The 25,617-nt window shown below is 64.3% G+C and carries 25 protein-coding genes and 1 riboswitch; of the genes, 12 read left to right on the top strand and 13 right to left on the bottom strand.

The window, feature by feature from the left end; all coding sequences use genetic code 11:
- The first annotated feature begins 93 nt into the window (after positions 1 to 93).
- Genes AC1D10_RS24855 through AC1D10_RS24830 form a run of 6 tightly spaced genes read left to right on the top strand, consistent with a single transcriptional unit; the run spans position 94 to position 5,891 of the window.
- Complete coding sequence (locus AC1D10_RS24855; RefSeq protein WP_477276531.1) at positions 94 to 702, top strand: CDP-alcohol phosphatidyltransferase family protein; 609 nt, start codon at positions 94 to 96, stop codon at positions 700 to 702.
- Positions 703 to 741: 39 nt separating this feature from the next.
- Positions 742 to 2,526 carry a bifunctional alpha/beta hydrolase/class I SAM-dependent methyltransferase gene (locus tag AC1D10_RS24850; RefSeq protein ID WP_477276634.1) on the top strand — a complete coding sequence of 595 codons (1,785 nt, stop codon included), beginning with the start codon at positions 742 to 744 and terminating at the stop codon, positions 2,524 to 2,526.
- A 5-nt stretch (positions 2,527 to 2,531) separates the two neighbouring features.
- On the top strand, positions 2,532 to 3,857 hold the full coding sequence (locus tag AC1D10_RS24845; protein WP_477276529.1) for a phosphatase PAP2/dual specificity phosphatase family protein: 1,326 nt from the start codon (positions 2,532 to 2,534) through the stop codon (positions 3,855 to 3,857).
- Positions 3,854 to 4,297 carry a hypothetical protein gene (locus AC1D10_RS24840; RefSeq protein WP_477276527.1) on the top strand — a complete coding sequence of 148 codons (444 nt, stop codon included), beginning with the start codon at positions 3,854 to 3,856 and terminating at the stop codon, positions 4,295 to 4,297. Before AC1D10_RS24845 ends, AC1D10_RS24840 begins: the two co-directional genes overlap by 4 nt.
- Complete coding sequence (locus AC1D10_RS24835; RefSeq protein WP_477276525.1) at positions 4,294 to 4,956, top strand: lysophospholipid acyltransferase family protein; 663 nt, start codon at positions 4,294 to 4,296, stop codon at positions 4,954 to 4,956. The genes AC1D10_RS24840 and AC1D10_RS24835 overlap by 4 nt, the downstream gene beginning before the upstream one ends.
- A complete protein-coding gene (locus AC1D10_RS24830; protein ID WP_379106592.1) occupies positions 4,956 to 5,891 on the top strand; it encodes a phosphatidate cytidylyltransferase in 936 nt (311 codons plus the stop codon). The genes AC1D10_RS24835 and AC1D10_RS24830 overlap by 1 nt, the downstream gene beginning before the upstream one ends.
- Before the next feature lie 39 nt (positions 5,892 to 5,930).
- Here AC1D10_RS24830 and AC1D10_RS24825 read toward each other — a convergent pair whose 3' ends face one another.
- From AC1D10_RS24825 to AC1D10_RS24810, 4 genes are all read right to left on the bottom strand, one after another.
- Positions 5,931 to 6,977: a FecCD family ABC transporter permease gene (locus tag AC1D10_RS24825; protein ID WP_477276523.1), complete on the bottom strand. Its 1,047-nt coding sequence runs from the start codon at positions 6,975 to 6,977 to the stop codon at positions 5,931 to 5,933.
- 74 nt (positions 6,978 to 7,051) lie between these two features.
- Positions 7,052 to 7,999 carry an ABC transporter substrate-binding protein gene (locus AC1D10_RS24820; RefSeq protein ID WP_477276521.1) on the bottom strand — a complete coding sequence of 316 codons (948 nt, stop codon included), beginning with the start codon at positions 7,997 to 7,999 and terminating at the stop codon, positions 7,052 to 7,054.
- A gap of 46 nt (positions 8,000 to 8,045) precedes the next feature.
- The gene (locus AC1D10_RS24815; protein ID WP_477276519.1) at positions 8,046 to 8,834 is read right to left on the bottom strand and encodes an ABC transporter ATP-binding protein; all 789 of its coding nucleotides are present in this window, start codon (positions 8,832 to 8,834) and stop codon (positions 8,046 to 8,048) included.
- A complete protein-coding gene (locus AC1D10_RS24810; RefSeq protein ID WP_477276517.1) occupies positions 8,831 to 9,301 on the bottom strand; it encodes a DUF1636 family protein in 471 nt (156 codons plus the stop codon). Before AC1D10_RS24810 ends, AC1D10_RS24815 begins: the two co-directional genes overlap by 4 nt.
- Before the next feature lie 24 nt (positions 9,302 to 9,325).
- Positions 9,326 to 9,532, bottom strand: a riboswitch (cobalamin riboswitch).
- A 283-nt stretch (positions 9,533 to 9,815) separates the two neighbouring features.
- On the opposite strand from AC1D10_RS24810, the gene AC1D10_RS24805 reads away from it, so the two are divergent.
- Positions 9,816 to 10,790, top strand: a complete 975-nt coding sequence (locus AC1D10_RS24805) for a nucleoside hydrolase (protein ID WP_477276515.1) — start codon at positions 9,816 to 9,818, stop codon at positions 10,788 to 10,790.
- Between the two features lie 252 nt (positions 10,791 to 11,042).
- Here the strand turns inward: AC1D10_RS24805 and AC1D10_RS24800 are convergent, their stop codons facing one another.
- From AC1D10_RS24800 to AC1D10_RS24785, 4 genes are all read right to left on the bottom strand, one after another.
- Positions 11,043 to 12,026, bottom strand: a complete 984-nt coding sequence (locus AC1D10_RS24800; protein WP_477276513.1) for a substrate-binding domain-containing protein — start codon at positions 12,024 to 12,026, stop codon at positions 11,043 to 11,045.
- A 68-nt stretch (positions 12,027 to 12,094) separates the two neighbouring features.
- Complete coding sequence (locus AC1D10_RS24795; protein ID WP_477276511.1) at positions 12,095 to 13,144, bottom strand: ABC transporter permease; 1,050 nt, start codon at positions 13,142 to 13,144, stop codon at positions 12,095 to 12,097.
- A complete protein-coding gene (locus AC1D10_RS24790; RefSeq protein WP_477276509.1) occupies positions 13,144 to 14,661 on the bottom strand; it encodes a sugar ABC transporter ATP-binding protein in 1,518 nt (505 codons plus the stop codon). Before AC1D10_RS24790 ends, AC1D10_RS24795 begins: the two co-directional genes overlap by 1 nt.
- Positions 14,658 to 15,656, bottom strand: coding sequence for a LacI family DNA-binding transcriptional regulator (locus AC1D10_RS24785; protein ID WP_477276507.1), 999 nt, complete (start codon positions 15,654 to 15,656; stop codon positions 14,658 to 14,660). Before AC1D10_RS24785 ends, AC1D10_RS24790 begins: the two co-directional genes overlap by 4 nt.
- 466 nt (positions 15,657 to 16,122) lie before the next feature.
- On the opposite strand from AC1D10_RS24785, the gene AC1D10_RS24780 reads away from it, so the two are divergent.
- Both AC1D10_RS24780 and AC1D10_RS24775 read left to right on the top strand, forming a co-directional pair.
- The gene (locus AC1D10_RS24780) at positions 16,123 to 17,697 is read left to right on the top strand and encodes an FAD-dependent monooxygenase (RefSeq protein ID WP_477276505.1); all 1,575 of its coding nucleotides are present in this window, start codon (positions 16,123 to 16,125) and stop codon (positions 17,695 to 17,697) included.
- A 126-nt stretch (positions 17,698 to 17,823) separates the two neighbouring features.
- On the top strand, positions 17,824 to 18,156 hold the full coding sequence (locus tag AC1D10_RS24775) for a hypothetical protein (RefSeq protein ID WP_477276503.1): 333 nt from the start codon (positions 17,824 to 17,826) through the stop codon (positions 18,154 to 18,156).
- Positions 18,157 to 18,173: 17 nt separating this feature from the next.
- On the opposite strand, the gene AC1D10_RS24770 is transcribed toward AC1D10_RS24775, so the two are convergent.
- Together AC1D10_RS24770 and AC1D10_RS24765 are read right to left on the bottom strand one after the other, a co-directional pair.
- On the bottom strand, positions 18,174 to 19,082 hold the full coding sequence (locus AC1D10_RS24770; protein WP_477276501.1) for a tetratricopeptide repeat protein: 909 nt from the start codon (positions 19,080 to 19,082) through the stop codon (positions 18,174 to 18,176).
- 5 nt (positions 19,083 to 19,087) lie between these two features.
- A complete protein-coding gene (locus AC1D10_RS24765) occupies positions 19,088 to 19,666 on the bottom strand; it encodes a winged helix-turn-helix domain-containing protein (protein ID WP_477276499.1) in 579 nt (192 codons plus the stop codon).
- Between the two features lie 154 nt (positions 19,667 to 19,820).
- On the opposite strand from AC1D10_RS24765, the gene AC1D10_RS24760 reads away from it, so the two are divergent.
- On the top strand, positions 19,821 to 20,654 hold the full coding sequence (locus AC1D10_RS24760; protein ID WP_477276497.1) for an AraC family transcriptional regulator: 834 nt from the start codon (positions 19,821 to 19,823) through the stop codon (positions 20,652 to 20,654).
- Positions 20,655 to 20,658: 4 nt separating this feature from the next.
- Here the strand turns inward: AC1D10_RS24760 and AC1D10_RS24755 are convergent, their stop codons facing one another.
- Genes AC1D10_RS24755 through AC1D10_RS24745 form a run of 3 tightly spaced genes read right to left on the bottom strand, consistent with a single transcriptional unit; the run spans position 20,659 to position 24,278 of the window.
- Positions 20,659 to 21,804 carry an alanine racemase gene (locus tag AC1D10_RS24755; protein WP_477276495.1) on the bottom strand — a complete coding sequence of 382 codons (1,146 nt, stop codon included), beginning with the start codon at positions 21,802 to 21,804 and terminating at the stop codon, positions 20,659 to 20,661.
- Positions 21,801 to 23,081, bottom strand: a complete 1,281-nt coding sequence (locus AC1D10_RS24750) for a D-arabinono-1,4-lactone oxidase (protein ID WP_477276493.1) — start codon at positions 23,079 to 23,081, stop codon at positions 21,801 to 21,803. Before AC1D10_RS24750 ends, AC1D10_RS24755 begins: the two co-directional genes overlap by 4 nt.
- Before the next feature lie 12 nt (positions 23,082 to 23,093).
- Positions 23,094 to 24,278, bottom strand: a complete 1,185-nt coding sequence (locus AC1D10_RS24745; protein ID WP_477276491.1) for an MFS transporter — start codon at positions 24,276 to 24,278, stop codon at positions 23,094 to 23,096.
- Positions 24,279 to 24,404: 126 nt separating this feature from the next.
- Between AC1D10_RS24745 and AC1D10_RS24740 the strand changes: the two genes are divergently transcribed.
- On the top strand, positions 24,405 to 25,031 hold the full coding sequence (locus AC1D10_RS24740; RefSeq protein WP_477276489.1) for a TetR/AcrR family transcriptional regulator: 627 nt from the start codon (positions 24,405 to 24,407) through the stop codon (positions 25,029 to 25,031).
- Positions 25,032 to 25,317: 286 nt separating this feature from the next.
- Complete coding sequence (gene groES, locus AC1D10_RS24735) at positions 25,318 to 25,614, top strand: co-chaperone GroES (RefSeq protein ID WP_006203049.1); 297 nt, start codon at positions 25,318 to 25,320, stop codon at positions 25,612 to 25,614.
- Positions 25,615 to 25,617 lie beyond the last annotated feature (3 nt).

The raw sequence follows: 25,617 nt of genomic DNA, 5'->3' as shown, positions 1-25,617 counted from the left end.
GGAGAGGCGCGGTACCGGCCGCAGCAGTCTATGCTCTGGTCGCGTGTGACATATTGATGTACAGCCGCAGATCAGGATCGGGGGATCAACGAAATGCCGACGCTTTACGCTCTCAAGCCGGCTTTCCAGGGAAGGCTGCGACCGCTGGTCAACCGGCTGGCGGCAATCGGGGTCACCGCAAACAGCATAACCATCCTGGCAGCCCTGATGTCGATCGCGACCGGAACGGCCATCGCGATGTTGCATGAGTGGCGCTCGCTTCTGCTTTTGATTCCCGTGGTGATGTTCGTGCGCATGGCGCTGAACGCCGTCGATGGCATGCTGGCGCGGGAGCACGGGCAGGCCTCGACGCTTGGCATGTACCTGAACGAGCTTTGCGACGTCGTTTCGGACCTTGCGCTGATCCTGCCGTTCGCCGCCTTCCCACAGTTCAGCCCATGGGGCGTCGTCGCCTTTGCCATCTCAGCTGTGCTGGCCGAGTTTGCCGGTGTGCTCGGCATCGCCGCCAGGATCGGGCGAAACTATGCCGGGCCGTTCGGCAAGAGCGATCGGGCGCTGGCGCTTGGCGTGGTCGCCGTGCTGTGCGCCACCGGGCTCTGGCCGGCATCCATCGCGCCGCTTGTGTTTCCGGCCATGGCAACGCTTTCGCTGTTGACCGCCATAAACCGGATACGCGCCGGCCTTATTGGCAGCGCCAGTTGAGCATCGACGCTCGCCATGCCGCCAGAGGGAAAGACCATGATGCACGAGCCGATCGCCACCGCGACTGCCGGAAGCCTTGAGCGGCAAGCGCAAGAGCGTGTCTTCCGCAGCCATGACGGGACGGAGATCTTCTACCGGTTCTGGCCGGCAGCTTCCGCCGATGCCAAGGGCGCGGTGGTGCTCTTCCACCGCGGCCACGAGCATGGCGGTCGCATGGCCCATCTCGTCGACGAACTGCAGATGCCGGACCACGCCTTCTATGCTTGGGATGCCCGCGGCAATGGCCGCTCGTCCGGCGAGCGCGGCTATGCCCCTTCCTTTTCTGCCCTGGTTCGCGACATCGACTGCTTCATGCGCGAGATCGCCGCCAGGGACGGCTTCACCACGCAGGATGTCGCGCTGATCGCGCAATCCTTCGGCGCCGTGCTCGCCGCCGCCTGGGTGCACGACTATGCGCCCAAGCTGCGTGCCATGGTGCTGGCCTCACCGGCCTTTTCGGTCAAACTCTACGTGCCCTTGGCCAAGGAAGGCATCGCGTTCTGGCAGAAGCTCAAGGGCCGCTTCTTCGTCAATTCCTACGTCAAAGCGAAGTTCCTGACCCATGATCCCGTGCGCATCGCCTCCTTCGAGAGCGATCCGCTGATCACGCGGCCGATCGCCTCCAACATCCTGGTCGAGCTCTACCAGCACGCGGCGCGCATCGTTGCGGACGCCCGCGCCATCACCGTGCCGACGCAGCTTCTGCTTTCGGGGAGCGACTGGGTGGTGCGCCATGGCCCGCAGCACGAGTTCTTCGTCAATCTCGGCAGCCGCACCAAGGAGCGCCATGTGTTGCCGGGTTTCTTCCACGACACGCTGGGCGAGCGCGACCGGGCGCAGGCTCTCGACCTGATCCGTCCGTTCCTGGCCAAGCAGTTCGCCGCACCGGATGCGCCGGTCGACCTGACACAGGCGGATATCGCCGGCTACACGCGCGACGAGGCGGACAGGCTTGCCTCGCCGCTCGATCTGCTGTCGCCCAAAGGCCTCTATTGGGCATTCAGCCGCGCCTCCATCCGCATGGGCGCCTGGGTCTCGTCGGGTATGAAGGCGGGCATCACCACCGGCTTCGATTCCGGCTCGACGCTGGACTACGTCTACGAGAACGACGCGAGGGGCCTTACAGCTCTTGGCCGCATCGTCGACCGCATCTTCCTGGAAGCCATCGGCTGGCGCGGCATCCGCCAGCGCAAGCTGCATCTCGAGGAGCTGATCGCCTCTTGCCTGGCGACGCTGAAGGCCGCCGGCCGGCCGTCGCACATTCTCGACATCGCCGCCGGCCACGGCCGCTACGTTCTCGATGCCATCGTGAAGAGCCCGGACCGGCCGACAAGCGTGCGCCTGCAGGATTATTCCGACCTCAATGTCCAGCTTGGCCGCAAGCTGATCGCCGCGCGGCAGTTGCCGGCCAGCGTCTCGTTCCAGCGCGCCGACGCCTTCGATGCCGACATGCTCGCCTCGATCGATCCGGCGCCCGATCTCGCCATCGTTTCCGGCCTCTACGAGCTGTTTTCAGACAACGCCATGATCGCCCGCTCGCTCGGCGGGCTTGCCCATGCCATGCAACCGGGCGGCCTGCTGCTCTACACCAACCAGCCGTGGCATCCGCAGCTCGAGATGATCGCCCGCAGCCTGACCTCGCATCGCGGCGGCCAGGCCTGGGTCATGCGCCGGCGCACGCAAGGCGAGATGGACCAGCTCGTCGAAGCCGCCGGTTTCGACAAGCTCGACCAGCGCATCGACCAATGGGGCATCTTCACCGTCTCGGTCGCAAGGCGCCGCTGAACAGGATGGTGTCATCGCTTGCATCCACGGTGCGCACTGAGCCTTACAGCCGGGTGGTGGTCAGGGCAGCCCTTTGGCTGGCCTTCCTGGCGCCGTTCTTCTACCTCTCCTACGGCTTCGCCAACTGGCTGGCATCGCGGCGCGACGATGTCGGCAGCATCGTGTTCTCCTGGGAGCACAGCATCCCCTTCCTCGCCTGGACCATCGTGCCCTATTGGTCGATCAACCTGTTCTACGGACTGTCGCTGCTGCTCAACGACAGCAGGCAAGGCGTCGACCGCCTGGCCGGGCGCTATCTCACCGCGCAGATCGTCGCCGTCGCCTGCTTCATCCTGTTCCCGCTGACCGCGACGTTCGTGCGGCCTGCAACGACCGGCCTGCCCGGCTTCCTGTTTGCCGTGCTTGGCGGTTTCGACAAACCGTTCAACCAGGCGCCCTCGCTGCACATCGCTCTGCTGGTGATCATCTGGGACCACTGGCGCCACCGGCTCGGCGGCCTCCTCCTGCCGCTCTGGCATGGCTGGTGCTTCCTGATCGGCGCTTCGGTGCTGACGACCTGGCAACATCATTTCATCGACATCCCGACCGGCGCGCTGCTCGGATTTTTCGCCCTGTGGCTGTTTCCGCGCACCGGCGCGTTGCCGTTTTCAGGCGCTCGGCTGACCGGCGATGCGAAAGCGCGCCGGCTGGCGCTGTCCTATGCGCTGGGCGCCGTCCTTGCGCTGGCCGGCGCCGCGCTCGGCGCCTTGTTGTCCGCCACAGCCCTCTTCCTGCTTTGGCCGGCGCTGGCGCTGGCTATCGTCGCCTTCGCCTATGCCGGAGCCGGTGAAAAGGTGTTCCAGAAGACTGCGGACGGCCATGTGTCCCTGGCAAGCCGCGTCCTGCTTTGGCCCTACCGGCTGGGCGCTGGTGTGAATGCCGCGATTTGGACGCGCAAGCTGCCGCCGCGCGTCGCCGTCAGTGATGGCGTCTTTCTCGGCCGCTTTCCGACGGCAAGCGAGGCCAACGGCTTTGGCACGGTCATCGACCTTGCCGCCGAACTTGAAAAGCCGGCGGGAACGGACTGCCGCTGGATCAGCTTTCCGATGACTGATCTCTTGCCGCCGCCGGTGACAGTGCAGCAGCAGGCAGCGAGAGCGCTGGAAAGCGCGCGCCGCGACGGCACAGTGCTGGTCTGCTGCGCGCTCGGTTTCCAACGCAGCGCAGGCGTTGTCGCCGAATGGCTGGTGGCGACCGGCAGAGCCAGGACGCCGACGCTTGCCCGCGAGATGCTGATGGCCACCGGCCGACCGATTCATCTCGCCGAGGCTACGGAGCGGGCGGCGTCATGACGGGCAATGCCTACCAGGAACGCGCCGATCGCTTCGCCCGCATGCTGATGCAGCAGGCCGCATGGCCGGCTGCGGTTGTGGTGACCGCCAGTATTCTTGTGCCCCTCGCTGCTTCGGCGCGCGGCGCTTTCGAGACTTTGCGCGCGGCCATCCCACTGTCGATCTCGGCCGCCAGCGCGGTTGCGGTGCTGGCGCTGTCGGCGCTTCTGGTGTTCGACGCGCTGTTGTTCCGGCTGATGGCCAGCCACAATGACGAGGCTTCCGGTGGTGCCGCGGTGGATGACATACTGAAGCGCATGCGCCTGAAACCTTCGCCGTCCACGACACGCCCGCTCGATGATCGCATGGCCGGTACCCGTCGCTTGCTGTTCAAACAGCGCGCAGCCCTGGCCCTGTTTGCCGCAGCGCTCCTGACGGCGGGGTTTTGGGCGCCGCGATGAACAAGCTTTCGCTCAAGACCTTCACCTTGCTGCAGACGGCAACCTCCGTTGGCCTCTCGGCGCTGGCCTGGGTGGTGACCGGGGTGCGTCCGATCTGGAATGGCAGCCTGCCATCCGACCGGCAGCGCATCTATTTCGCCAATCACACCAGCCATGGCGACTTCATCCTGCTGTCGGCCTGCCTGAGCGAAAAGGAGCGCGCGATCACCCACGCGGTTGCTGCCGGCGAGTACTGGGGAAAGTCGCGGCTGCGCCGCTTCATCGCCGAGGACATGCTGTCGTCAGTGCTCATCAACCGGCAATGGACGAGACCTGAAGAAAACCCGATCGAGATCATGCTCTCGGTTCTCGACCAAGGCCATTCGCTGATTCTGTTTCCCGAGGGCACCCGCAACATGACCGAGGAGCCGCTGCTGGCCTTCCGCTCCGGGCTCTACAATCTGTCGATGGCGCGGCCTGAGGTCGAGCTGATCCCGTGCTGGATCGAGAACATGTCGCGCGTGCTGCCCAAGGGCCAGTTCCTGCCGGTGCCGCTGCTGTGCCGCGTCGTCTTCGGCGCACCGGTGGCGGTGGCCCCGGGCGAAGAACGCCGCGCCTTTCTCGAGCGCGCCCACGCCACGCTGCTGGCGCTCAACCCGCGTCCCGAGCGAGACGATTGATGCGCCACGAGATTTCCATTCTGATCATCGGCCTGCTCGCGGTGCTGACCACCGCCAGCATCATCGCCGCCATACTTTCAGCGCGGGCGCCCAAGCCGCTCAGTTCAACGCTGGTCAATCTCACGCAGCGCATCAACGCCTGGTGGGTGATGGTGGCGCTGATGACGGTCGCCTTCTTCTTCGGCCGCTACGGCATGACCATCCTGTTCGCGCTGATTTCGTTCGCGGCGCTGCGCGAATTCGTAACGCTGACGCATACAAGCCGCAGCGACCATTGGGTACTGCTCGGCATGTTCGGCATCATCATACCGTTTCAATACTGGCTGGTGTGGACCGCCTGGTACGGGCTCTTCGTCATCTTCATTCCGGTCTACTGCTTCCTGCTGATGCCGGCCATCACCGCGCTGCATGGCGACACCGAGCGCTTTCTCGAGCGGATCGCCGCGCAGCAATGGGCGGTGATGATCTCGGTCTATTGCGTCAGCCATGTTCCGGCGCTGCTGACCCTCAATGTTCCGGGCTTTGAAGGCCGCACCCTGTTGCTGATCGCCTTCCTGATCATCGTCGTGCAAGGCAGCGACGTGCTGCAGTACATCTTTGGCAAGCTCTTCGGAAAACACCGTTTTTCGCCGAACGTCTCGCCGTCGAAAACCTGGGAAGGTCTGATCGGCGGACTGGTGTCGGCGAGCCTGCTCGGCGCGCTGTTGTCCTTCGTGACACCTTTCTCGCCATTGCAGGCGGCAGCCGTGGCCTTCATCGCCTGCTCGATGGGTTTTCTGGGCGGGCTGGTCGCCTCGGCGATCAAGCGCGACCAGGGCGTCAAGGACTGGGGCCACCTGATCGAGGGCCATGGCGGCATGATGGACCGCACCGACAGCCTGGTCTTCGCTGCCCCGGTTTTCTTTCACATCGTGCGCTATTTCTGGACGGTCTGAGGCGGGAACTCTTGCCCAGCGCGATCGGGCCCACCGCGATCAGAGCCGGTTGCGGATGAGCATGGTGACGACGAAGAACGCTCCGACTGAGCTGGTGATGATGCCGATCGGCAGTTCCTGCGGCGGCAGCAAGGTTCGGGCGAGAAGATCGCTTACCAGCAACAGCACCGCGCCGAAGACCGCGCAGCCGGCAACCAGCCGCAGATGCAAAGGACCCGCCAGCGGCCGCGACAGATGCGGGATCATCAGCCCGACGAAGCCGATGACGCCGGCGACCGAGACCAGGATCGCCGTCGCGAACGCGGCGACGAGGAAGGTCATCCTGCGCATCCGCGCCACCGGCACACCAAGGCTTTCGGCGGCATTTTCGCCGGCCAGGAAAGCATCGAGCCGGCGGTGGTTCCATAGCGCATAGGCCAGGATGGTGCCCGCACCCAGCGCGCCGAGCCAGATGTTGTCCCAGCGCGCCAGGCCGAGCCCGCCCATCGTCCAGAACAGCACCGAGTGGGCGGCGCGCTGATCGCCGGCAAAGACCAGGTAGTTGGTCAAGGCGGTGAACATGAACGACACGGCAAGGCCGGCGAGGATCAGCCGCTCCGGCCCTTGCCCCCTCACCCGCGCAACCAGAAGCAGAACAACGCCGGCAGCCAATATGCCGCCGGTGAAGGCCGCGACCGGCAACGTCCAGATGCCAAAACTGTCGCCGAAGACGGTGATGACGGAAACCGCGCCGGCAGCTGCGCCGGAAGACAGGCCGAACAGGAACGGATCGGCCAGATCATTGCGGGTCACCGTCTGCAGCAGCGCACCGACGACGCCCAGGCCAGCGCCGACGCAGATGGCCAGGATCGTGCGCGGCAGCCGCAGGTCGACGACGATCTTGCCGACCGGGCCGGACACGTCGTGCCCACCCAGCCCAATTGCATGGCCGAGCGAAGCCACGACGTCCGTCAACGGGATCAGCGTCGAGCCATAGGCGATCGACAGCAAGGCGAGCGCGGCGATCGCCGCCGCTCCCGCCATCATGGCGAGTGCGAATGCCTTGTGCCGCAAGCCTGGAAATGCGTCGCGTCCATCAGGGCTCATGCGACGCACTTCCCAGATCTTTTCTTCATGCATGTCGTTGGCAAAAACCGCGGCGCATTTTTGGGCGACATGCCTCAAAATGCTTCCGGATGCATCGCCTTGGCGATCTTGTCGATCGCTTCGATGTTGGCGGGCCCAGGCGTCAGCTCGGCATAGCGCAGGGCGACAAAACGCTCGTTCTTGACCGCGTCCGTTTCTTTCATCGCCGGATGCGCCTTCAGGAAATCGAGCAGTTTCTTGTAGCCGCCGCCGTCCTGGTAGTCGAGCAGGATGAGGAATTGCGGGTTGCGAGAGGCCACCGTTTCCCAGTCCGTGTTGCCCCAGCTGGTGTCCATGTCGGCCATGATGTTGTCACCGCCAGCGGCAGTGATCATGGCGCTGGGGATGGCGAACTTGCCCGCGGTAAAGGGTTTGTCCTCGCCGGAATCATAGAGGAACACCCGCGTGCCCTTGCGGTCGCCGACCTTGGCGGTGATGTCGGCGAGCTGCGTCTTCCAGCCCGAAACGAGCTTTTGCGCCTCAGCCTCCTTGCCAAAAATCTTGCCCAGCTTTTCGACGTCGCCATAGAGCAGGTCCATCGAGGCGGCAGGGCGGTTCTTGTCGAGATGGACGCAGCTTTCCGTCAGAACCAGCGTCTTGATGCCATGCGGGGCAAGCGTGTCGGGCGTCACTTCGCCGCCCGGCTTCATGCCGTAGTACCAGCCGGCGAAGAAGAAATCGGGCTCGACCGCGACGAGGTTTTCAAGCGTCGGATATTTGGGGGCGAGTTCAGGGATCGAGCCCTGCTCGGCCTTGAATTCGGGACCGACCTTGTACCATCCGGTGATGCCGGTCAGGCCGACGATCGACGGCTGCAGTTTCAGCGCAAAAGTCATCTCGGCCATGTTGAGGTCATGGATGACGGCACGCTTCGGCGGCGCGTCGAAGGTCAGCGGTTTGCCGCAGCTGTCGACGGTCACAGGGAAGGCGAAGGCTGTCGAGGCCAGCAGCGAGAAGACAAGCGAAAAGGCGAGGCGTTTCAAGGTAAGTGCTCCTTTGTTGAACAGGGATTGGGCGGAACGGCTTCGATCAGGATGGCGGCGCGGCGCGGTTCGGCACCTCGAACACCGTCAGTTCGCGGTCTTCGGTCGGATGGCGCAGACGAAAGACGTCGACGCCGAAAATCTCGCGGATCAGCTGTTGGGTCAGCGCTTCGCGCGGCGCGGCGAACGCTTGCAGGCGGGCATTGTTCATCACCGCGACCCTGGTGGCGAAGGGGGCCACCAGGGCCAGATCGTGCAGCACCGCGATCACCGTCATGCCGAAGCCGGCCACGAGTTCGAGCAGTTCGCCACGGGCGCGCGGGTCGAGGTGGTTGGTGGGCTCGTCGAGGAACAGAATTTTTGGCTCCTGCGCGATGGCGCGCGCCAGCTGGGCGCGCTGGCGCTCGCCCCCCGACAGCGAGCCGATGGTGCGGCCAAGCAGCGGCAGCAGGCCGGTCCGGCGCAGCGCGTCGACGACAATGTCGCGTTCGTCGCTCCTGCGCCTCAGCCCGGCGTGCGGAACCCGGCCAAGCTCGACATAGTCGATCACCGCCAGCCGCGGATCGGGCTGGTCGGTCTGGCCGACCACGGCGATATGCAGTGCCCGCTCGGCGGCCGAAATCCTGTCCAGCCGGCGCCCGCCAAGCTTCACCTCGCCGGAACTTGGCCGCAGCATGCCCGACAGCATGCGCAGCAGCGTCGTCTTGCCGGCGCCGTTGGGGCCGATGATGGCGAGGCGATCGCTCGCGGCCACCGACAGGCTGACCGCATGGACCAGATCCCGGCCATTCGCCATGGCACTGAGGTCACGCGCTTCGAGAACCGGCGCTGTCATCGGCTGTTTCCCGCCGGATTCTCCGGACCCGGGATGCGGGCCAGCGTCTTGCCGGCCAATCCCGCCGGGCGCTGTCCCGAATTGCACCAGCCATCGGCGAGCGAAGCATAGAGCTTGGCGAATCGCACGAGATCGCCGACATCGGCCTGCGCATCGATGGAGCCGAAGAGATAGGCAGCCTTGCCCGATGCCTGGAAGGCAACCGTCAAGGGCCGTGCACAGCCGGCCATGCAAGACACGCCCTCGACCGTGAAGCCATGCGCCACGGCGGGTTCATGGTGGGCCGAGAGCCGGGAACGCAAATCGGAGCACAAATTTTCACCCGACCTGATCCCTGTCGGGACGTCGCGGCAAAGCGTGCAGACAATAATGCGGTGAATACGATCTGTAGCGCCGTCCAACTTTCCGTCTTTCTCGATTGGCGACGGAAGGATGTTGGCGTATCGGCCGACAAGACCGACGTCCACGTCTCCTCCCGGCACACCCCGTCCGGTCAACTCATGCTGATGGCAGGTCTCCTGGCTCGCGGGTCGTTGCGCCATCCTGCCTTCCCAGCCTTGCCGGCCAGTGGCATTTACGGATTTTGCTCGCCGCTTACAGTTGCGGGGGCAGCCACGGCCTCGACCCTTTGGGATCTCACCGTGTTCCCTTTTCACCCCTTGCCTTGCGGCCAGGGGACCATCACCGGGCCAGCGTAGATTTCCATCGATCGCATCGCAACGGTTTTTTGCGACGTCGCGGCTCCATCCAAATGTAATAACATTACGTTTGAAGCGATATTCCGCGACGATGTCAACTCCACTTGTGCGCAACACGGCGGCGGCAGGTGGCAGCTGCTCGAAATGGGCTCGCCACCGGAGGTAGAAGGTGGCCGGGGGGCCGAGCGAGTTGGCACTACGGTTGCCGAGGGCGAGAACCTTGACGGCGCAAGCGGCGGCAGTCTGTAGTCGCGGCAGGCTCGGCCGACAGAGGAGGTGCCATATGGAAAAGATCATCCTGGACTGCGACCCAGGGCATGATGACGCTATCGCCATCCTGCTGGCGGCAGGCAATCCGAAGATCGATCTCCTCGGTATCACCACGGTTTCGGGCAACCACAATGTCGAGAACACCACGCGCAATGCGCTTTCCGTATGCACCGCCTATGGCATCAAGGTACCGGTGGCGAAGGGCTCTCCCGGCCCGCTCCTCATCGATCAGGTGCTGGCCGTCGAGATCCACGGCGAGACCGGGCTCGACGGCCCCGTACTGCCGCCCGCCTCGTTCGAGCTCGACAAGCGGCACGCCGTCGACTTCATCATCGACACCGTCATGGCGCATGAGCCGAAGACGATCACGCTGGTGCCGGTCGGTCCCTACACCAACATCGCGCTTGCCGTGCGCAAGGATCCGCGCATCGTCGAGCGGGTGAAATCGGTCATCGCAATGGGCGGCAGTTTTACCAGGGGCAACATCACGCCCGCGGCGGAGTTCAACGTCTATGCCGACCCGGAAGCAGCCTCCGTGGTGTTCCGGGCCAACTGGGACGTCACCATGGTGGGGCTCGACCTGACGCATCAAGCGCTCGCCACCACGGGGCTTCAGGACCGGGTGCGCGCGGTAGGCGGCCCGATCGCCAAGTTCATCCTCGATATCTGGGAGTTCATCGCGACGACGCATGGTGGCCTCCTGCAGATCGAGTATCCCGCCGTGCATGACGCATGCTGCGTCGCGGCCATGATCGACCCGACCGTCTTCACCACCGAGAAGGCCGATATCCGCGTCGAGCTTGCCGGCCGGTGGACCAAAGGCATGACGGTCTGCAATTTCGAGAAGATGGGCGGCATGCACCATTTCGGCGGCACGGCGAGCGAGCAGGTCGACTTCCGCCACACCGTGGCGATGAAGCTCGACCATCAAAAATTCTGCGATTTGATAGTGGATGCGCTGGAGCGTCTAACCAAGAACAAGGCGTGACCCGCACCTTCGCGACGATACGGTAGGCAGCAAGAGACACCTGGGCGTGCCTCGGGCCAATCGGCGGGAAGGTAGGTCACACGGCCACTTGCGCTACGCGTGCCAACGATGTCTGCTTTGAGGAAGCGGTAAAACTGATCTCTGCAACTGTCATGAGGCGCGAAGCAGCCATTCCTTGCAGGATTAGTGCCCCAGAACACAACAAGGCCCCGCGGGGGGCCTTGTCATATCCAACCTTGGTGGCTGGCTCCCTCACTTCCCCATCATCTGCTTGGCATTTTCCGCCGTGATCGCCGTCGTCTCCACTGTCACTGTCGGCTCCACCGAAGTGGCGCAATCGAGCAGAATCTTCTTCGACATCTCGATCGCTTCCTTGGCACCGGTCGGATAGGTGAAGGTCGCCGCCCAGTCGCCTTTCGCTACCGCTTCGATGCCGCCGGCAGGTCCCGGCAAGCCATCGGTGCCGATGATCTTGACGTCCTTGCCGGCACCTTTGGCGGCAAGCAGCGCGCCGGCCGCCATCATGTCGTTGCTGGCATAAAGCACCTTGATGTCGGGATGCGCCTGCAGCATGGCCGAGAAGGCGGTCTGGGCTTTGTCCGGCACCCAGTCGGCGGCCTGCTCGGCCACGATCTGGATCTTGGCATTCTCCTTGACGCCGTCCTTGAAGCCGTTAAGCCGCTCGACCGCGGGCGTCGAACTCGGCAATCCCTGGAGCACCGCTGCTTCGCCGCCGTCGGGCAGCAAGGTCTTGGCGGTATACTTGCCCGCCTCGAGCGCGATCTTGTAATTGTCGCCGCCGATGAAGGCGGTGTACTCCTTGCCCGGATCGCCGACCGTCTTGCGATCGAGTTCGATGACCGGGATGCCGGCATCCATGGCGCGTTTGACCGCCGGCGTCAGCGGTGCCGCCTCGAAGGGCGAGATCAGCAGGATGTCGACCTTCTGGGTGATGAAATTGTCGACCTGCGAGGTCTGCGTGTTGACGTTGCCGGCGCCGTCGGCGATCTGCAGCGTGAAGCCCGGAACTTCCTTGGCCGCCGCCTCCAGCTCCTCGTTGACGTGCTGACGATAGGGTTCGGCATTGTTCGCCTGCGAAAAGCCGATGATGAACTGGCCGTCCTTGGCGCAGGCCTTGACCATCGGGTCGGCAGCCTGTGCGGCTCCCGCGATGCACAGGCCAGCGCCTGCCAGAAGCGCGACTTTCAGGGCACGCCTTTGTCTTGTGGTTTCCATACTCACTCTCCTCCTCGTCGGGCCGGGGGCCAGACCTTGGTTGACTTCCACTTGCTGCCGCATTCCTCCTAACGACCCAAACCCTCGCGGCGGCGAACGAGGGATTGAAGCACTGCCGCCAGCACAATGATCGCAGCGGTCGCGAGCAGCTGCATGGCGGGGGTGATGTTGTTGAGCTGAAGGATGTTGGCGAGTGCGCCCAGCATAATGGTGCCGGCGACCGTGCCAACCATCGAGCCGGCGCCGCCGAACAGGCTGGTGCCACCGATGACCACGGCTGCAATCGCGGTCAGCTCGTAGCCCATACCGTCATTGGCACTGCCAAAATTGAACTGACCGGCATGCACGATGCCGGCCAGTGCGGCGGCAAAGCCGGTGATGGCGTAGACCGATATCTTGACCATCGACACCGGCACGCCGGAAATGCGCGCCGCGCGCTCGTTGCCACCGACGGCAAAGACATAGCGGCCGAAGCGCGTCGTGTTGAGCACGATCGTTGCGATTGCCGCAAAGACGATGAACACGATCGTCGCCACCGGCACAGTGTTGTTGAACAGCCGCTCACCCAGCACCGCGAACACCGGTGGCGCCAGCCCCGGCCCGTCGCCATAGGAAATGTTGATGTACTGATTGCCCGAGACGACCAGTGCCAGCCCCCGCGCCGCCTGCAGGCCGGCGAGCGTCACGATAAACGGCTCGAGCCGGAAACGGCTGGAGATGGTGCCCTGGATGGCGCCGAAGACGATGCCCATCACGAGTACGGCCAGGATGGTAGGAATGAGTCCGAAGCCGCCCGAGATCATCATCGATGCGGTGACGACGCTGGAGAGCCCAAGCACCGCGCCGACAGAAAGGTCGATGCCGGCGGTAATGATGACGAAGGTCATGCCGATGGCGATGATGCCGGTCTCGGACACGGCGCGAACGATGTTGGCGATGTTGTCGGGGTTGAGGAATAGGATTTCGCCATGCCGGCGCGGCGAGAAGATGACGCCGCCGATCGCCACAACGACAAGGCCGATCAGGCTCTGGAAGCGCACTACAAAGGCTAACGGATCGCGATGCACCGGTGCCGCGGCCACCGGCCTGCCTGTCGCCGAAATCTTCTGCTCAGACATCAGGCCTCCCTGCCATTTGCCGCGTTAAGCACTGTGTGCTCGTCGACGCCGCCGATGAATTCCGCCACATTGCGTCCCTGGCGCAGCACCACGATGCGGTCGCACAGGCCGATCAGCTCCGGCATCTCGCTGGAAGCGACCAGAATACCGAGGCCCTGCGCCGCCAGATGCCGCAGCCGCGTGTAGATCTCGCCCTTGGCGCCGACATCGACACCGCGCGTGGGCTCGTCGAGCAGCAGCAGTCGGGGGTTGCCGAGGATCTCCTTGGCCAGTACCACCTTCTGCTGATTGCCGCCCGAAAGCGCGCCGACGGCGATGTCGGGATTCTTCGGCCTGATATCGAACTGGCCGAAAGACTGCTTCACGGCATCCGCCTGCCGGCGCGCCGACATCAGCCCGAGGGGTGAGATGCGCCGGATCACCGACATCACCAGGTTGAGGCCCACCGCCATCCTCAGCATCAGGCCGCTGCCGCGCCGATCGTCGGTGACGAAGGCGATGCCGGCGTCGCGTGCGGCTTTGATGGAATCGAGCTTCACCGGGCGGCCGTCGACCGCGACATCGCCCTCCCAGCGGCCGGCAAGGCCGGTGCCGTAGAGCGCACTCAACAACTCGGTACGCCCTGCCCCCATGATGCCGGCCAGCCCGACGATTTCGCCCGCCTTGACGTCGAGTGAGATGCTTGTCGGCGGCTGCCATCCAGCGCTTTCATGGGCGAGCCTGAAGCTCGCATCGCGCAGGCTGAGCAGTGTCTTGCCAGCCTCCCTGGCGCGTTCGGGAAAAAGCTCATCCAGCGGTCGCCCGACCAGAAGGCGCACCAGCTCGGCCTGCGGCGCGTGCGGCTGCGTGATGCCGGCGACACGACCATCGCGCATCACCGTCACCCGATCGGCGATTTGCGGCACCTCCTCAAGGCGATGGGAGATATAGACGATGCCAACGCCGCTCGCGGCGAGCTTGCGCATGATGTCGAACAGCCTCTCGACCTCGCCCACCGTCAAAGCCGCGGTCGGCTCGTCCATGATCAGCACGCGCGAGGCGTAGGACAGCGCTTTGACGATCGCCACCACCTGGCGCTGGCCGATCGACAGGTTCGCCACCATGCTGGCGGGATCAATGGCAAGCTCTATGGCCTCGAGCCGCTTGCGGGCCTCGCTGCGCATTGCCGGCACGTCGAGGAAGCCGCCCGGCCGCATCAGTTCGCGGCCGAGGAAGAGGTTGGCCGCCACGTCGAGCGTCGGCACAAGGTCGAGCTCCTGGAAAATGGTGGCAATGCCGGCCGCCTGCGCTTCACGCGGGTTGTTGAAGCGCACCGGCTTGCCGTCGATCTGGATGGTGCCCTCGTCCGGCGCATAGACACCCGACAACAGGTTCATGAGGGTCGACTTGCCAGCGCCGTTTTCGCCGAGCAGGGCGTGGATCTCGCCGGACTTGAGGTCGAAGTCGACGCCACGCAGCGCCTGGACGCCGCCGAAGCGCTTGACCGCGCCGGTGACCGACAGCAGCGGCGCACTCATGCCGGCCTCGCGCAGGACAGACGGACCTGCAGCGCGGCTTGCAGCCGCACTGCCTGCGGCTCCAGACCGCTGGATGCGATGCGGGCGCAGAGCAAGGCAGCCGCCTGCCGTCCGATCTCGGTACAGGGCTGCGCGACAAGCGTCAGCCGCGGCTCGAAGCAGTCGGCCCATTCGAAATCATCGAAGCCGGCAAGCGAAAGGTCCGTCGGTATCGAGAGGCCTCGTTCGCGGATCGCCCGCACCGCTCCGATTGTCGTCATGTTGTTGCCGGTGACCAATGCCGTAGGCGGCGAAGGCAATGACAGGATGGCGTGGGTCGATGCCGTTGCGCTCGCCGTATCGACGTTCTCCGGCGAGACATAGTTCGGCAGGCACTCAAGTCCATTGGCGGCCAGCGACATGTGAAAAGCACCGATGCGTTCGCGCGTCGTCGCCAGACCCGGCTGGCCGGAGATGTAGCCGATGCGTTTGTGGCCGAAGGAGGCTACGTGATCGATCAGTGCGCGCATCGACGACTGGTTCTCGACGCCGATCTGGTCGAAGCGGTCGTCTGCGAAGCGGTCGATGAGCACGCACGGCAGCTTCTTCTCCGCCAGATAATCGATGGCCCGCTGCGGCGCGCCCGACGGCGCCAGGATGACGCCGTCGACCCGCCGCTGGTGGAAGGCGCGCACCACCGAAAGCTCGCGGTCGGGATCCTCCTGCGTGTCAGAGAGGAAGACCATGAGGCCAAGGCGCGCGCATTCAGCCTCCACCGCGCAGATGATATCGGTGAAATAGGGGTTGGAAATCGCCGAGATCGCCAGGCCGACGCTGTTGGTCGAGGCCACTTTCAACGACCGCGCCAGCTCGTTGGGCTGATAACCCATCGCGGCGATCGCATCATTGATGAGCTGCGCCTTCTGCGGCGAGACAAAGCGGGTGCGGTTGATAACATGCGAAACGGTCGAAACCGACACGCCGGCGCGGCGCGCGACCTCAGCCATTGTCGGCATGGCGACTCAAACGGAGTGCTGGCAAGCGCTCCTCCCTGATGATGCGTTCCAGTCCACTCTCATTGGCTTTGGTGGATTTTGGAGGATCATAGGACCATCGAAACGTTTGCGCAATCGCTTCGATAGCCTTTCCCTGCCCAATTCTCGTCGCCCCCGGGCGTATTGCCGGAACGGCCGATCACCTTCGTTTCGATCTTGCTCGACGCGCATTCGATGAAACTGACCAGGGTATCGCTTGGCGCTGTCAAGCAACGCTCTTCCGAGGCTCGTCCACTCAAGGCAACAGTCCCGGCCCGCCGTGCCGGGATCCTTGCCGCGCCGATAGCGGTGGCGGCGCCCGCACAAGCAGACGACGAACTCAACCAAACATCGGAAAATTTTCAGAAACGAATCGGGATTTTTCGGCCCCGAAATCGCAAGACCATGCGGCTGGCGAAAAAGTCCGCACTGTTCAAGGAGAAGAAAAATGAGCATGTCAAAGACCAAGGTCCTCATTGCAGGTGCCGGGCCGACCGGGCTGACGCTCGCGCTCTGGTTGGCGCGGCTCGGCGTGCCGGTCCGCATCTTCGACAAGGCGTCCGCTCCGGGCGAAACCTCGCGTGCGCTGGCCGTCCAGGCACGTACGCTGGAGTTTCATCGCCAGATCGGGATCGTCGAAGACGTGCTCGCCGCCGGCGTGCGGATCGAACAGCTCACAGTGCACACGCCGGCCGGTATAGCAGCCAGGCTGCCGCTGGCCGACTTCGGCCGCGGTATCAGCCCCTACCCGTTCGCTTTCGCGTTGCCGCAAGACATCCACGAGCGCGTGCTGATCGCGCACCTGGAACGTGCCGGCATCGAGGTCGAGCGCGACACGGAGCTGGTCGCCTTCGAGGACAGGGGCGATGCTGTCGTCGCTACCTTGAATAGGGACGGCCGCACGGAAACGGTCAGTGCCGCCTACCTGGCCGGTTGCGACGGCGCTCGCAGCGCCGTGCGCCACGGGCTGAACCTCGGCTTTCCCGGCGGCACCTACGAACAGTCCTTCTACGTCGCCGACGTCGACGGTCTCGGCGACGTCACACGCAATGGCATGGACACTGTCATCAGCGCCTATGGCTTCGCGATCGTCATGCCGGTCCGGCAATCGGGCTCCCTGCGGCTGATCGGCATCGTGCCGAAAGCGCATGAGGCCGACGAGTCGATCACCTTCGAGACGATCCGCGCCGATGTCGAGCGTGACACCGGCGTCAAGGTCCATCAGGTCAACTGGTTCTCGACCTACCGCGTCCATCATCGAGTCGCCGAGCATTTCCGCATCGGCCGGGTGTTCCTCGCCGGCGATGCTGGCCACATCCACAGCCCGGCTGGCGGCCAGGGCATGAATACCGGCATGGGCGATGCGGTTAACCTCGCCTGGAAACTGGCCGCCGTGGTGCAGGGGCGCGCCGACCAGCGCCTGCTCGACAGCTACGAGCCGGAGCGCATCGCTTTTGCCCGCAAGCTGATCGACAGCACCGACCAGGCGTTTCGGGTCGCCACCAGCCGCTCGCGGCTGGTCGGGCTGTTCCGCCGCTACCTGATGCCGAAGATTCTGCGCATAGCGCTCGGGACGACGGCGGGATCGCGCGCGTTTTTCGGGCTGATTTCGCAGACCCGCATCCGCTACCGCGAAAGTCCGATCAGCAGCGGCAAGGCGGGTAAGATCGAGGGTGGCGACCGCCTGCCATATGTCGCCGGCACCAGGGACGACAATTTCGAGCCGCTGCGATCGCTGGATTGGCAGGTGCATGTCTATGGCGAACTCAATGCCGAGTTCCGGGCGATGCTTGCGCCCGCCGGCATCCCAATCCATGCCTTCGCCTGGTCGGACATGGCCAAGGCCGCTGGTCTGCAGCGCGACGGCGCCTATCTGGTGAGGCCGGACGGCCATGTCGCGCTGGCCTCGCCGGTCCAGGAGGCAGCCTCCTTCCAGCGGTACATCGCAGGCCTCGCCATCAGGCCGCGGATCGCCGAGCGCGCGCCCTATCACATCTCGGGCACCATGCACAGCCTGGCTTGAAATGCCCAGCGTCGGCCGGATGGCCAGTCCCTATCAACAATGCCTGCCAGCCGGCCATCCCAAGGGCGCGCGCATTTCGCGCGTACTGAAAAGACGTTTCATCATGACCAAATCAGGAGAGATAAAATGCCTATCAAATCCGTGAAGAAAATCAGCCTGATCGCCACGGCGGCCGCAATTGGCCTCGCCGCCGTCGAGATCATCGGCAGCACCGTGCCGGCGCTGTCGCTCGTCAGCCAGGCCGAAGCGCGTATCGGTCAGCCCTGGACGCCCCGCAGTGCCGCAGGTGTTGCGCGGCGGACCACAGCATGGCGCGTGCTGAGACACACCACGGCTTGGGTCGCCACACTGCCGACAGGCTGCGTGCGTACCAAGATCAACGGCTTCGATGTCTGGCGTTGCGGCGGCATCTACTACCGGGCCTATCAGGGCCGCTATATCGTGGTGGTCGTCGATTGACCGGCCTCGGACGTGGTCTAGCCGAGGGCGAGCCTGACGCCTTCGGCGAGATGCTCCGCATCGGCCTTGTTCTCAAACGGCACGCCGCGCAGCGCATAGTCGATCGGCGAAAACGGATCGCCCGTCTCGATGAGGGCGATCTGCCGCCGTGCCCGTTCCAAGTCGCCTATCTGGGCATAGCAGGCTGCCAGCCTGGTGCGTATCCAGGGTGCCGGACGCGTAGCCAGCTCCAGCGCTTCCGCCGCCTGCCGGTATTCCCCCATCATGTAGAGCGCCAGAGCCCGGTCAAACTGGTACCAGTGCGGGTGCAAGGGATCGATGCGGATGCCGCGCGCCAGCCACGTCAGCGCATCGAGCGGCCGGCCGCGCATGGTGAGCAGCATGCCCATCTGCTCGATGCAGTCGGCATCGTAGGGATTGAGCTGCAGCGCGATACGCATGTGATGCTCGGCCGCTTCATGGTCGCGCATATACAGCCTGATCAATGACTGCACACGATGGCCGGTCGGCTGGTCCGGCGACAACGCCAGGCCCTTGTCGGCGAGGTCGCGCGCATTTTCCAGCACTGCGTCGCTGGCGCGCCCGAATTCTCCGTCCAGCGCCCGCGTCAGGGCGAGATAAGTGTAGGCCAGTCCATAGTTCGGATCCTTGGCGATTGCCGCCTCGAACAGAGCCTCCGCACCTTTCTGGTCGGTCTGGGCTGGATCGCGCAACAGCGCAAAGCCACGCAAAGCCAGTTCATAGGCGGCAAGGCTGGTGACCGGCTTGCGCGATGCCTGTTGCAGCCCTGCATTGGTGACCCGCGTGACCAGCCTGCCGACGATCTGCTCGACAACCTCCTGCTCGATGGCGAACAGGCCTGTGCCCTGCGACTGGTAGCGGTCGCCCCAGAGTTGGCTCGCAGTCGCGATGTCGATCAGGTTCACGGCTGTTATGACTTGCTCGCCTTGGCGTCGCAGCGATCCTTCGACAAGATAGTCGGCGCCGATGCGGGCGCGGATTTGAGACCACTCGTCGCGCCCGAAGAGGCGAACGAGAAACTCGAGTTGCGGGCGAGCACCGTGACCGTCCCAAAGCGCGCCAGGCCGTTGATGATATCCTCGGCAAAGCCGTCGACCATCGCCTCGTCGGCCGGATCTCCGCTGTCGTTGCGAAAGCGTATCACCGCCACAACCGGTTGCGCGCCGATCTCCGGCGCAGTCTCGGCTTCGGCGGCGAGCATATAGCCGCGCTTGGATACAGTACGCACCATGTCGTCGCCGAGCACCTTGCGGATTTCGCGGATCGACTGGGTCAGCGAATCCTCGGTGACGTAGACACCCGGCCATACGACATCCATCAGTTCCGATTTCGGAACGACGCGGCCCATGTTGCGGGCAAGGTGCGAAAGCAGCGCGTAGGCCTTCGGGCGCAGGAACAGCGGCTCGTTGACGCCACGCAACGTTCCCCTGTCGAGGTCGAGCGTGAATCCGCCGAACCGGAAAAGCTGACCGGCAGTCGCCGTCGTCATTGGGACCCCTCCCCGGACACTGCGCATCATGCCGCGTCGATCCCACATCCACGCGGCACGGGATTTGGTGCATTATTGCCCAGTGCGCAATTTCAATCAAACTGGCCGCTTGGAGAGACAGCAAGATGATCTGGCCAACGCGGGAAGGAACTCGATGAATCCGACGGAAAAAGCGCTGTGGTTCGTCGAGAGCCATCTGCCGGAGGCGGTCTCGCTCGACGATGTTGCCCAAAGCAGCGGCGTGTCGCGTTTTCATGTGACACGGGCTTTCGGCGCTGCCACCGGCCGCTCGGTGATGGGCTACATGCGCTCACGCCGGCTGACCGAGGCGGCCCGCAAGCTGGCTGGCGGGGCGCCCGACATCCTCTCGGTCGCGCTCGACGCCGGCTACAACTCGCATGAGGCATTCACCCGCGCCTTCCGCGACCAGTTCGGCACCACGCCGGAACTGGTGCGCGCACAAGGCACGCTCGACAACCTCGACCTCGTGGAGCCAATCCTGATGAACCAGTCCGTTCGTGCCAACCTCGAACCGCCGCGCTTCGAAACCAGCCGGCCGTTCCTGATCGCCGGCCTCGGCGAGCGTTACAGCTGCGAAACCAGCGCCGCCATCCCGATGCAGTGGCAGCGCTTCGGCCCCTATATCGGCAACATTCCGGGCGAGACCGGCGACGTCGCCTATGGCGTCTGCGTCAACGGCGACGATGCCGGCAATTTCGACTACATCGCCGGCGTCGAAGTGTCGGACTTTTCCGACCTGCCGAAGGAGTTCAGCCGGGTGCGCGTGCCGGCGCAGAAATATGCCGTCTTTGCCCACCGCGAGCACATCTCGACCATCCGTCGAACAGTCAACACGATCTGGAACAAATGGCTGCCGGCCTCCGGCCACGAGATCGCGGATGCCCCCGAATTCGAGCGCTACGGCCCCGAGTTCGATCCGCGCAGCGGCAATGGCGGACTGGAGATCTGGATACCGGTGAAGGCGTAGTCGGTCACGCCATCGGCAGCGCCGGCCAGCGATCGGCAATCCTGCCGCCGGAAAACACCGTGATCGATCCGAACTGCTGCAACACGGCCTCGCTCTGCGTCGGGCGTAAGAAGGCGTAGTCGCCGGGCTTTGCGGTCGCATTAGCCGGCAAGCCCATGAATTGCTGGTTCGAGGAGAGGCCGAGCAAGCCGTTCGCCCTCATGCCTTCGGGAAACACCGGTTCGGCCATCCATTTGCCGCCATAGAGATAACAGCCTCTGCGCGGAAACCGGCCGAGCGCCTGTAGCAGGCGGGTGACGGCCGGTGGGCCGGGCAGCATCGGCTCGACGACTTTCAGGATCGGCGTGGCGATGAAGGCCGCCGGCTGGAAGCCTTCGAGGCCGGGCGTATCGAAATCGCTGGGCAACACAAAGGCCGAGCCCATCGACACCTCGTTGGCAGCGCTGCCATGATGAAGCAGCGCGGTCTTGCTGCCGCCGATGTTGAGGATACGGCGCTGGTCGGCGCCGAGGCACGCAATGAAGGCGGTGGCCTGTTCCGAGGCGTTCGCCAACGCCCTGGCCGCCCCGCCGAACAGGCCGGGAATATGTGGCGCATGCGCTTCATAGGCCATGACGCCCTCGCAGCGCAGCCGTCTATGGCCCGGCAGTGCGCTCAACGCCTTTGACAATGCCTCCGGGCTGGCAAAGCCGCCGCGATGCAGCCCTACATCGATCTCGAAAGCGATGCGCAGCTCGGCGCCGAGTTCGTCCGCGAGCGCACCGTACTCGGCCAGCCTCTCTTGGGTATCGATCAGCCAGCAGACACGCGACCAGTCGGCGCCACCTTTCACCAGTGCCGCCCTTGCCGCGTGGACAGGCATCGGCTTGCCATAAAGCAGATCCGCATCCGGAAATGCCTTCAACACCGCCGCGGTGATCGGCGGATGGAAAGTCATGAAGCGATTGGTGCCCAGAGCGTTGCCGATGTGCGACAGCAGCGGCAGACAGGCGAGCGACTTGTCGACCAGCCGCACGGCAAGGTCGGGGTCAAGCCGCTCCTTTGCCAGCGCAACGTTGCGATCCAACCGATCGCGATCGAGCAACAGGCAGGGCTGGAAGATGCCGGCTTCCTTCAGTCCATCCGAAAGCGTGGCGAAATAGGCGCTCATCGTTCGATGCCGAACAGGCCGGCCAAATAGGGCGAGATGAAGCGGTTCTGCGGATCGATGTCGCGGCGCACCGCCATGGCGTCGTCCCAGCGCGGATAGAGCTTTTTCAGGTCCGCCGCTTTCAGGCTGTGCATCTTGCCCCAATGCGGCCGGCCGCCGTATTTGCGGAAGATCGGCTCGGCCGCCCGCATGAACGGCAACGGATCGCTCGCCGCATCGTGATGGACGGCGATCGAGCAGGTCTGCCTGTTGTAGAACGGCGAAAGCCAGAACTGGTCCGGTGCGACCGAGCGCACCTCCATCGGGAAATAGACTTCGGGAAAGCGCTTCTCGGTCAGTTCGATGATCTCGGCCAGCGCCTTCGGCCCCTCCTCGAACGGCAGATGATATTCCATCTCGTTGAATTTGGTCTGCCGGTCGCTGGCATAGACGTTGAGCCAGTCCTGCACATAGTCCTCGGCCCGCACTTTCGCGACGGCATCGCGGATCAGACGGCGGCGGAGCGACGGCAGCCAGGCGAGCCCGGTGCGCAGCCGGCGCAACGTCCTCAACCCGCCCTCGTCATCCTCGGTCGGACGCGTGGTGGTCGCAGCCGTGCTGAAGTCGCTGGCGATGAACTGCGCGTAGCCGGAAAACGGAATGTAGTAGAATTCGGCCGAACGATGCGCGGTCATCATCGTTTCGAAATCGCCCAGCATGTCGGTGATCGGCAACACCCATTTGCGGCGGCGCAGCCGGTAGGTCGCAATGTTGTTCAGCGTCACCTCGGTCATCACGCCAAAGGCACCGAGCGCGGCGCCGATGGCGTGTATCGTCTCCTGATCCCCTGCCCGCTTGAAGTCGCGCAACTTGCCCAGCCCGTCGACGATCTGCACCGTCTCGAGCTGCGTGTGATAGGCGCCGAGCGTCGGTCCCGAGCCATGCGTGGCAGTGCCGAGCGCGCCACCGATCGCCTGGCGGTCGATATCGCCCATGTTGGGCAGGCCCTGGCCAATGCCTTGCAGGATATGCATCAGCGGGCCGAGCCGCGTCCCTGCCCGCACGCGTGCCTGATGTTTTCCGGTGTCATGCGAGACGAGCCCTTCCAGCCTCTCCAGGGACAGGATCGTTCCCTCGGATTTCACCAACGGCGTGAAGGAATGACCGGCGCCGGCAACGCGGACCGGACCGGGTGCGGTACGAACAAGATCACCGAGTTCGCCGGCATCGGCTGGGCTGGCAATCAGCTTTGGCTCTGCGCTTACATAGCCCGACCAGTTGCTCCACATGTTCGACATGCCGCCCCCTGCTCAGGCAACGGCGCGGCGACGCCGCGCCACGAAGACAAACAGGCCGAGCAGTGCCACGCTGGCAACGGCGCTGGCCGCGGCGAATTCCGGCACCGGGCGAAAATCCTTGCCGTCGATGAGCGCCGACACCGCGATCGGCCCGATCGCCAGGCCAAAAAGCTGCGCGGCCGGCACCAGCAGCACGGCGGAGCGCGTCTCATCGGCTGTGATCGCAAGCCGGATCTGGTAGGGCACGATGAACAAGAGGATGAAGCCCATGACCAAGGCGGCAACCCAGAATGTGGCGAGGCCTGGTCCGCTGGCGAGGACCAGGGAGCAGACAACCGCGACGGCACCGATCGCGACGATGGCAAGGCGATAGTCGATGCGCGCCTCGAACGCGGTCGCCGTCATCGCGCCCAGGACCTGAACCGCAAGGCTCGCCGATACAATCAGCCCCACGGTGCGGCCATCGATGCCGTATTGCGCGCCAAGCGGCTCCAGAAAGGCCCAGACGGCGCCGAAGAACATGAAGTAGCAGAAGACCGACAGCAGCGCGGTCATCGCAGGGACCGTCAGCACATTGGCCAAGTTCTCGTCCTTCGGCAGGTCGGCATAGTCAGCGGGGACGCTGAAGGCGACCGCCAGTGACGCGACGCAGACGGCCGCAAGAACGATGAAACCGCCCGCCGACCCGGTGGCCGGGATGACATAGAGCGCCAGCAGCAGGGCAAGCGCGCACTGCGCCAGCGTCTGCATGGTGACGAAATAGCCGCCGATACGCTCGGCACGCCGCGAACGCGCAATCAGTTCGGTCGCGACCGCCACCAGGCCGCCCTCGGCGAGGCCCGCCAGGGCGCGGCCCGCAATCAGCATGCTGGCGCTTGCGGCATAGGCCGTCCAAAGGTTCGCCAGTGCCAGCAGGAGCAGAAGAGCCGCACTTTTCCAGCGCATGTTGTGGGCCGACAGCAGCATCGCCACAACAGCCGAGCCGATGGCGATGGCGATCATCTCGGCGGTGGCGACCAGCGCCAGTTCATCGCCGCTGACATGGCCCTCGGTGTAAAGGGCGCCGAGCAGTACCGGCTGCAGCCCGAGGATGAGCAGGCCGACCGACCCGATCCACAGGGCCGAGGCAAGCTGTCCGCCGGTCGGATTGCCGACCAGCCAGTCGCCGCTTCCGGTATGCGCGTCCCCAGATGCCAAAGCCGCCTCCCAACGTCCCTTGCCGTACCACAAAAAAGCTGACAATCTGTCAGCATTTAGAAAACTGATACTTGATCATATTACTTTGTCAACCATGGAGCCGGAATTGTCGCGGAAGATCGGAGCATGACAGAAGCAAGGCGAACGGTGACAAGGCTTAGGCGCAAACCCAAGCAGGAGCGCAGCCGCGAGCGCATCGACGCGATCCTGTCGACAACCATGCGGCTGATCGGAGAAAAGGGCATCGACGCCGTCACCATGAAGGAAGTCGGCATGCTGGCGGGCGGACCGATCGCCACCGTCTATCATTACTTCCCAAACAAGTCGGCGATCCTGGCGATGCTCTACGAGCGGTTTTCCGAGGTCAGCCGTACACGATTGACAGCAATCATCACCGACGTCCGCGAGGCCAAGGACGTGATAATGGCCGCCGACCGGTTGCTTGACGACTATCTCAGCCGTGTCGCCGGCGATCCGGCCATCCAGGATCTGCAGAACGCCATCCAGGCCGACAAGGCGCTCAAGAATCTCGACATCGCCGAAACCCGACATCAAGCCAAGATGTTCTGCGACCATGTCATCGCCCTGCTCGAGCCCGAGAAGCGCGAGCAGTTCGAACGCATGGTTCTCCTGATCTTCCAGCTAGCCGGTGGCGTGGTGCGCCTGGCGCTTGCCGAGGGCAAACCGGAAAGTCGCCAAACCATCGAGGATTACCGGTCGATCATCCACACCCAGCTGCGGCTCTTTCTCTAAGCAGACTTCACTCGCTTCGCCATCGCGTCGTCTGCTTGGGTTTCTTTGATTGCCGCAGGTTCTTGTCGCAAAACCGCGGACACTTTTGCGGAACCTGCTCAGCGGTCGCGGCGACATCGCCCCGTGCAAATTTCGCGCGTTTGCGCAGCGTGTCGCGCCTTGACACTTGCAGGCCAGCGGCCTATTTCAGCGCCACGTTAGCACTCGCCATTGGTGAGTGCTAACCATATGTCCGGCGCCGCCGGACTGAGGAACTGTTCTCACCGTTCTCATCGAGGAAGAAAAAATGGCAAAGTCGAAGTTCCGCCCGCTTCATGACCGCGTGGTCGTTCGCCGGGTCGAATCCGAATCCAAGACCGCCGGCGGGATCATCATCCCCGATACGGCAAAGGAAAAGCCGCAGGAAGGCGAGATCATCGCTGTCGGCTCCGGCGCTCGTGACGAAGCCGGCAAGCTGGTCCCGCTGGACGTCAAGGCCGGCGACCGCATCCTGTTCGGCAAGTGGTCGGGCACCGAAGTCAAGCTCAATGGCGAAGACCTTCTGATCATGAAGGAATCCGACATCATGGGCATCATCGGCTGATAT

The organism is Mesorhizobium sp. P2_A8, from assembly GCF_056404935.1.
Note: the sequence above shows the minus strand (reverse complement) of the source record. Positions and strands in the feature narration are given on the sequence as shown.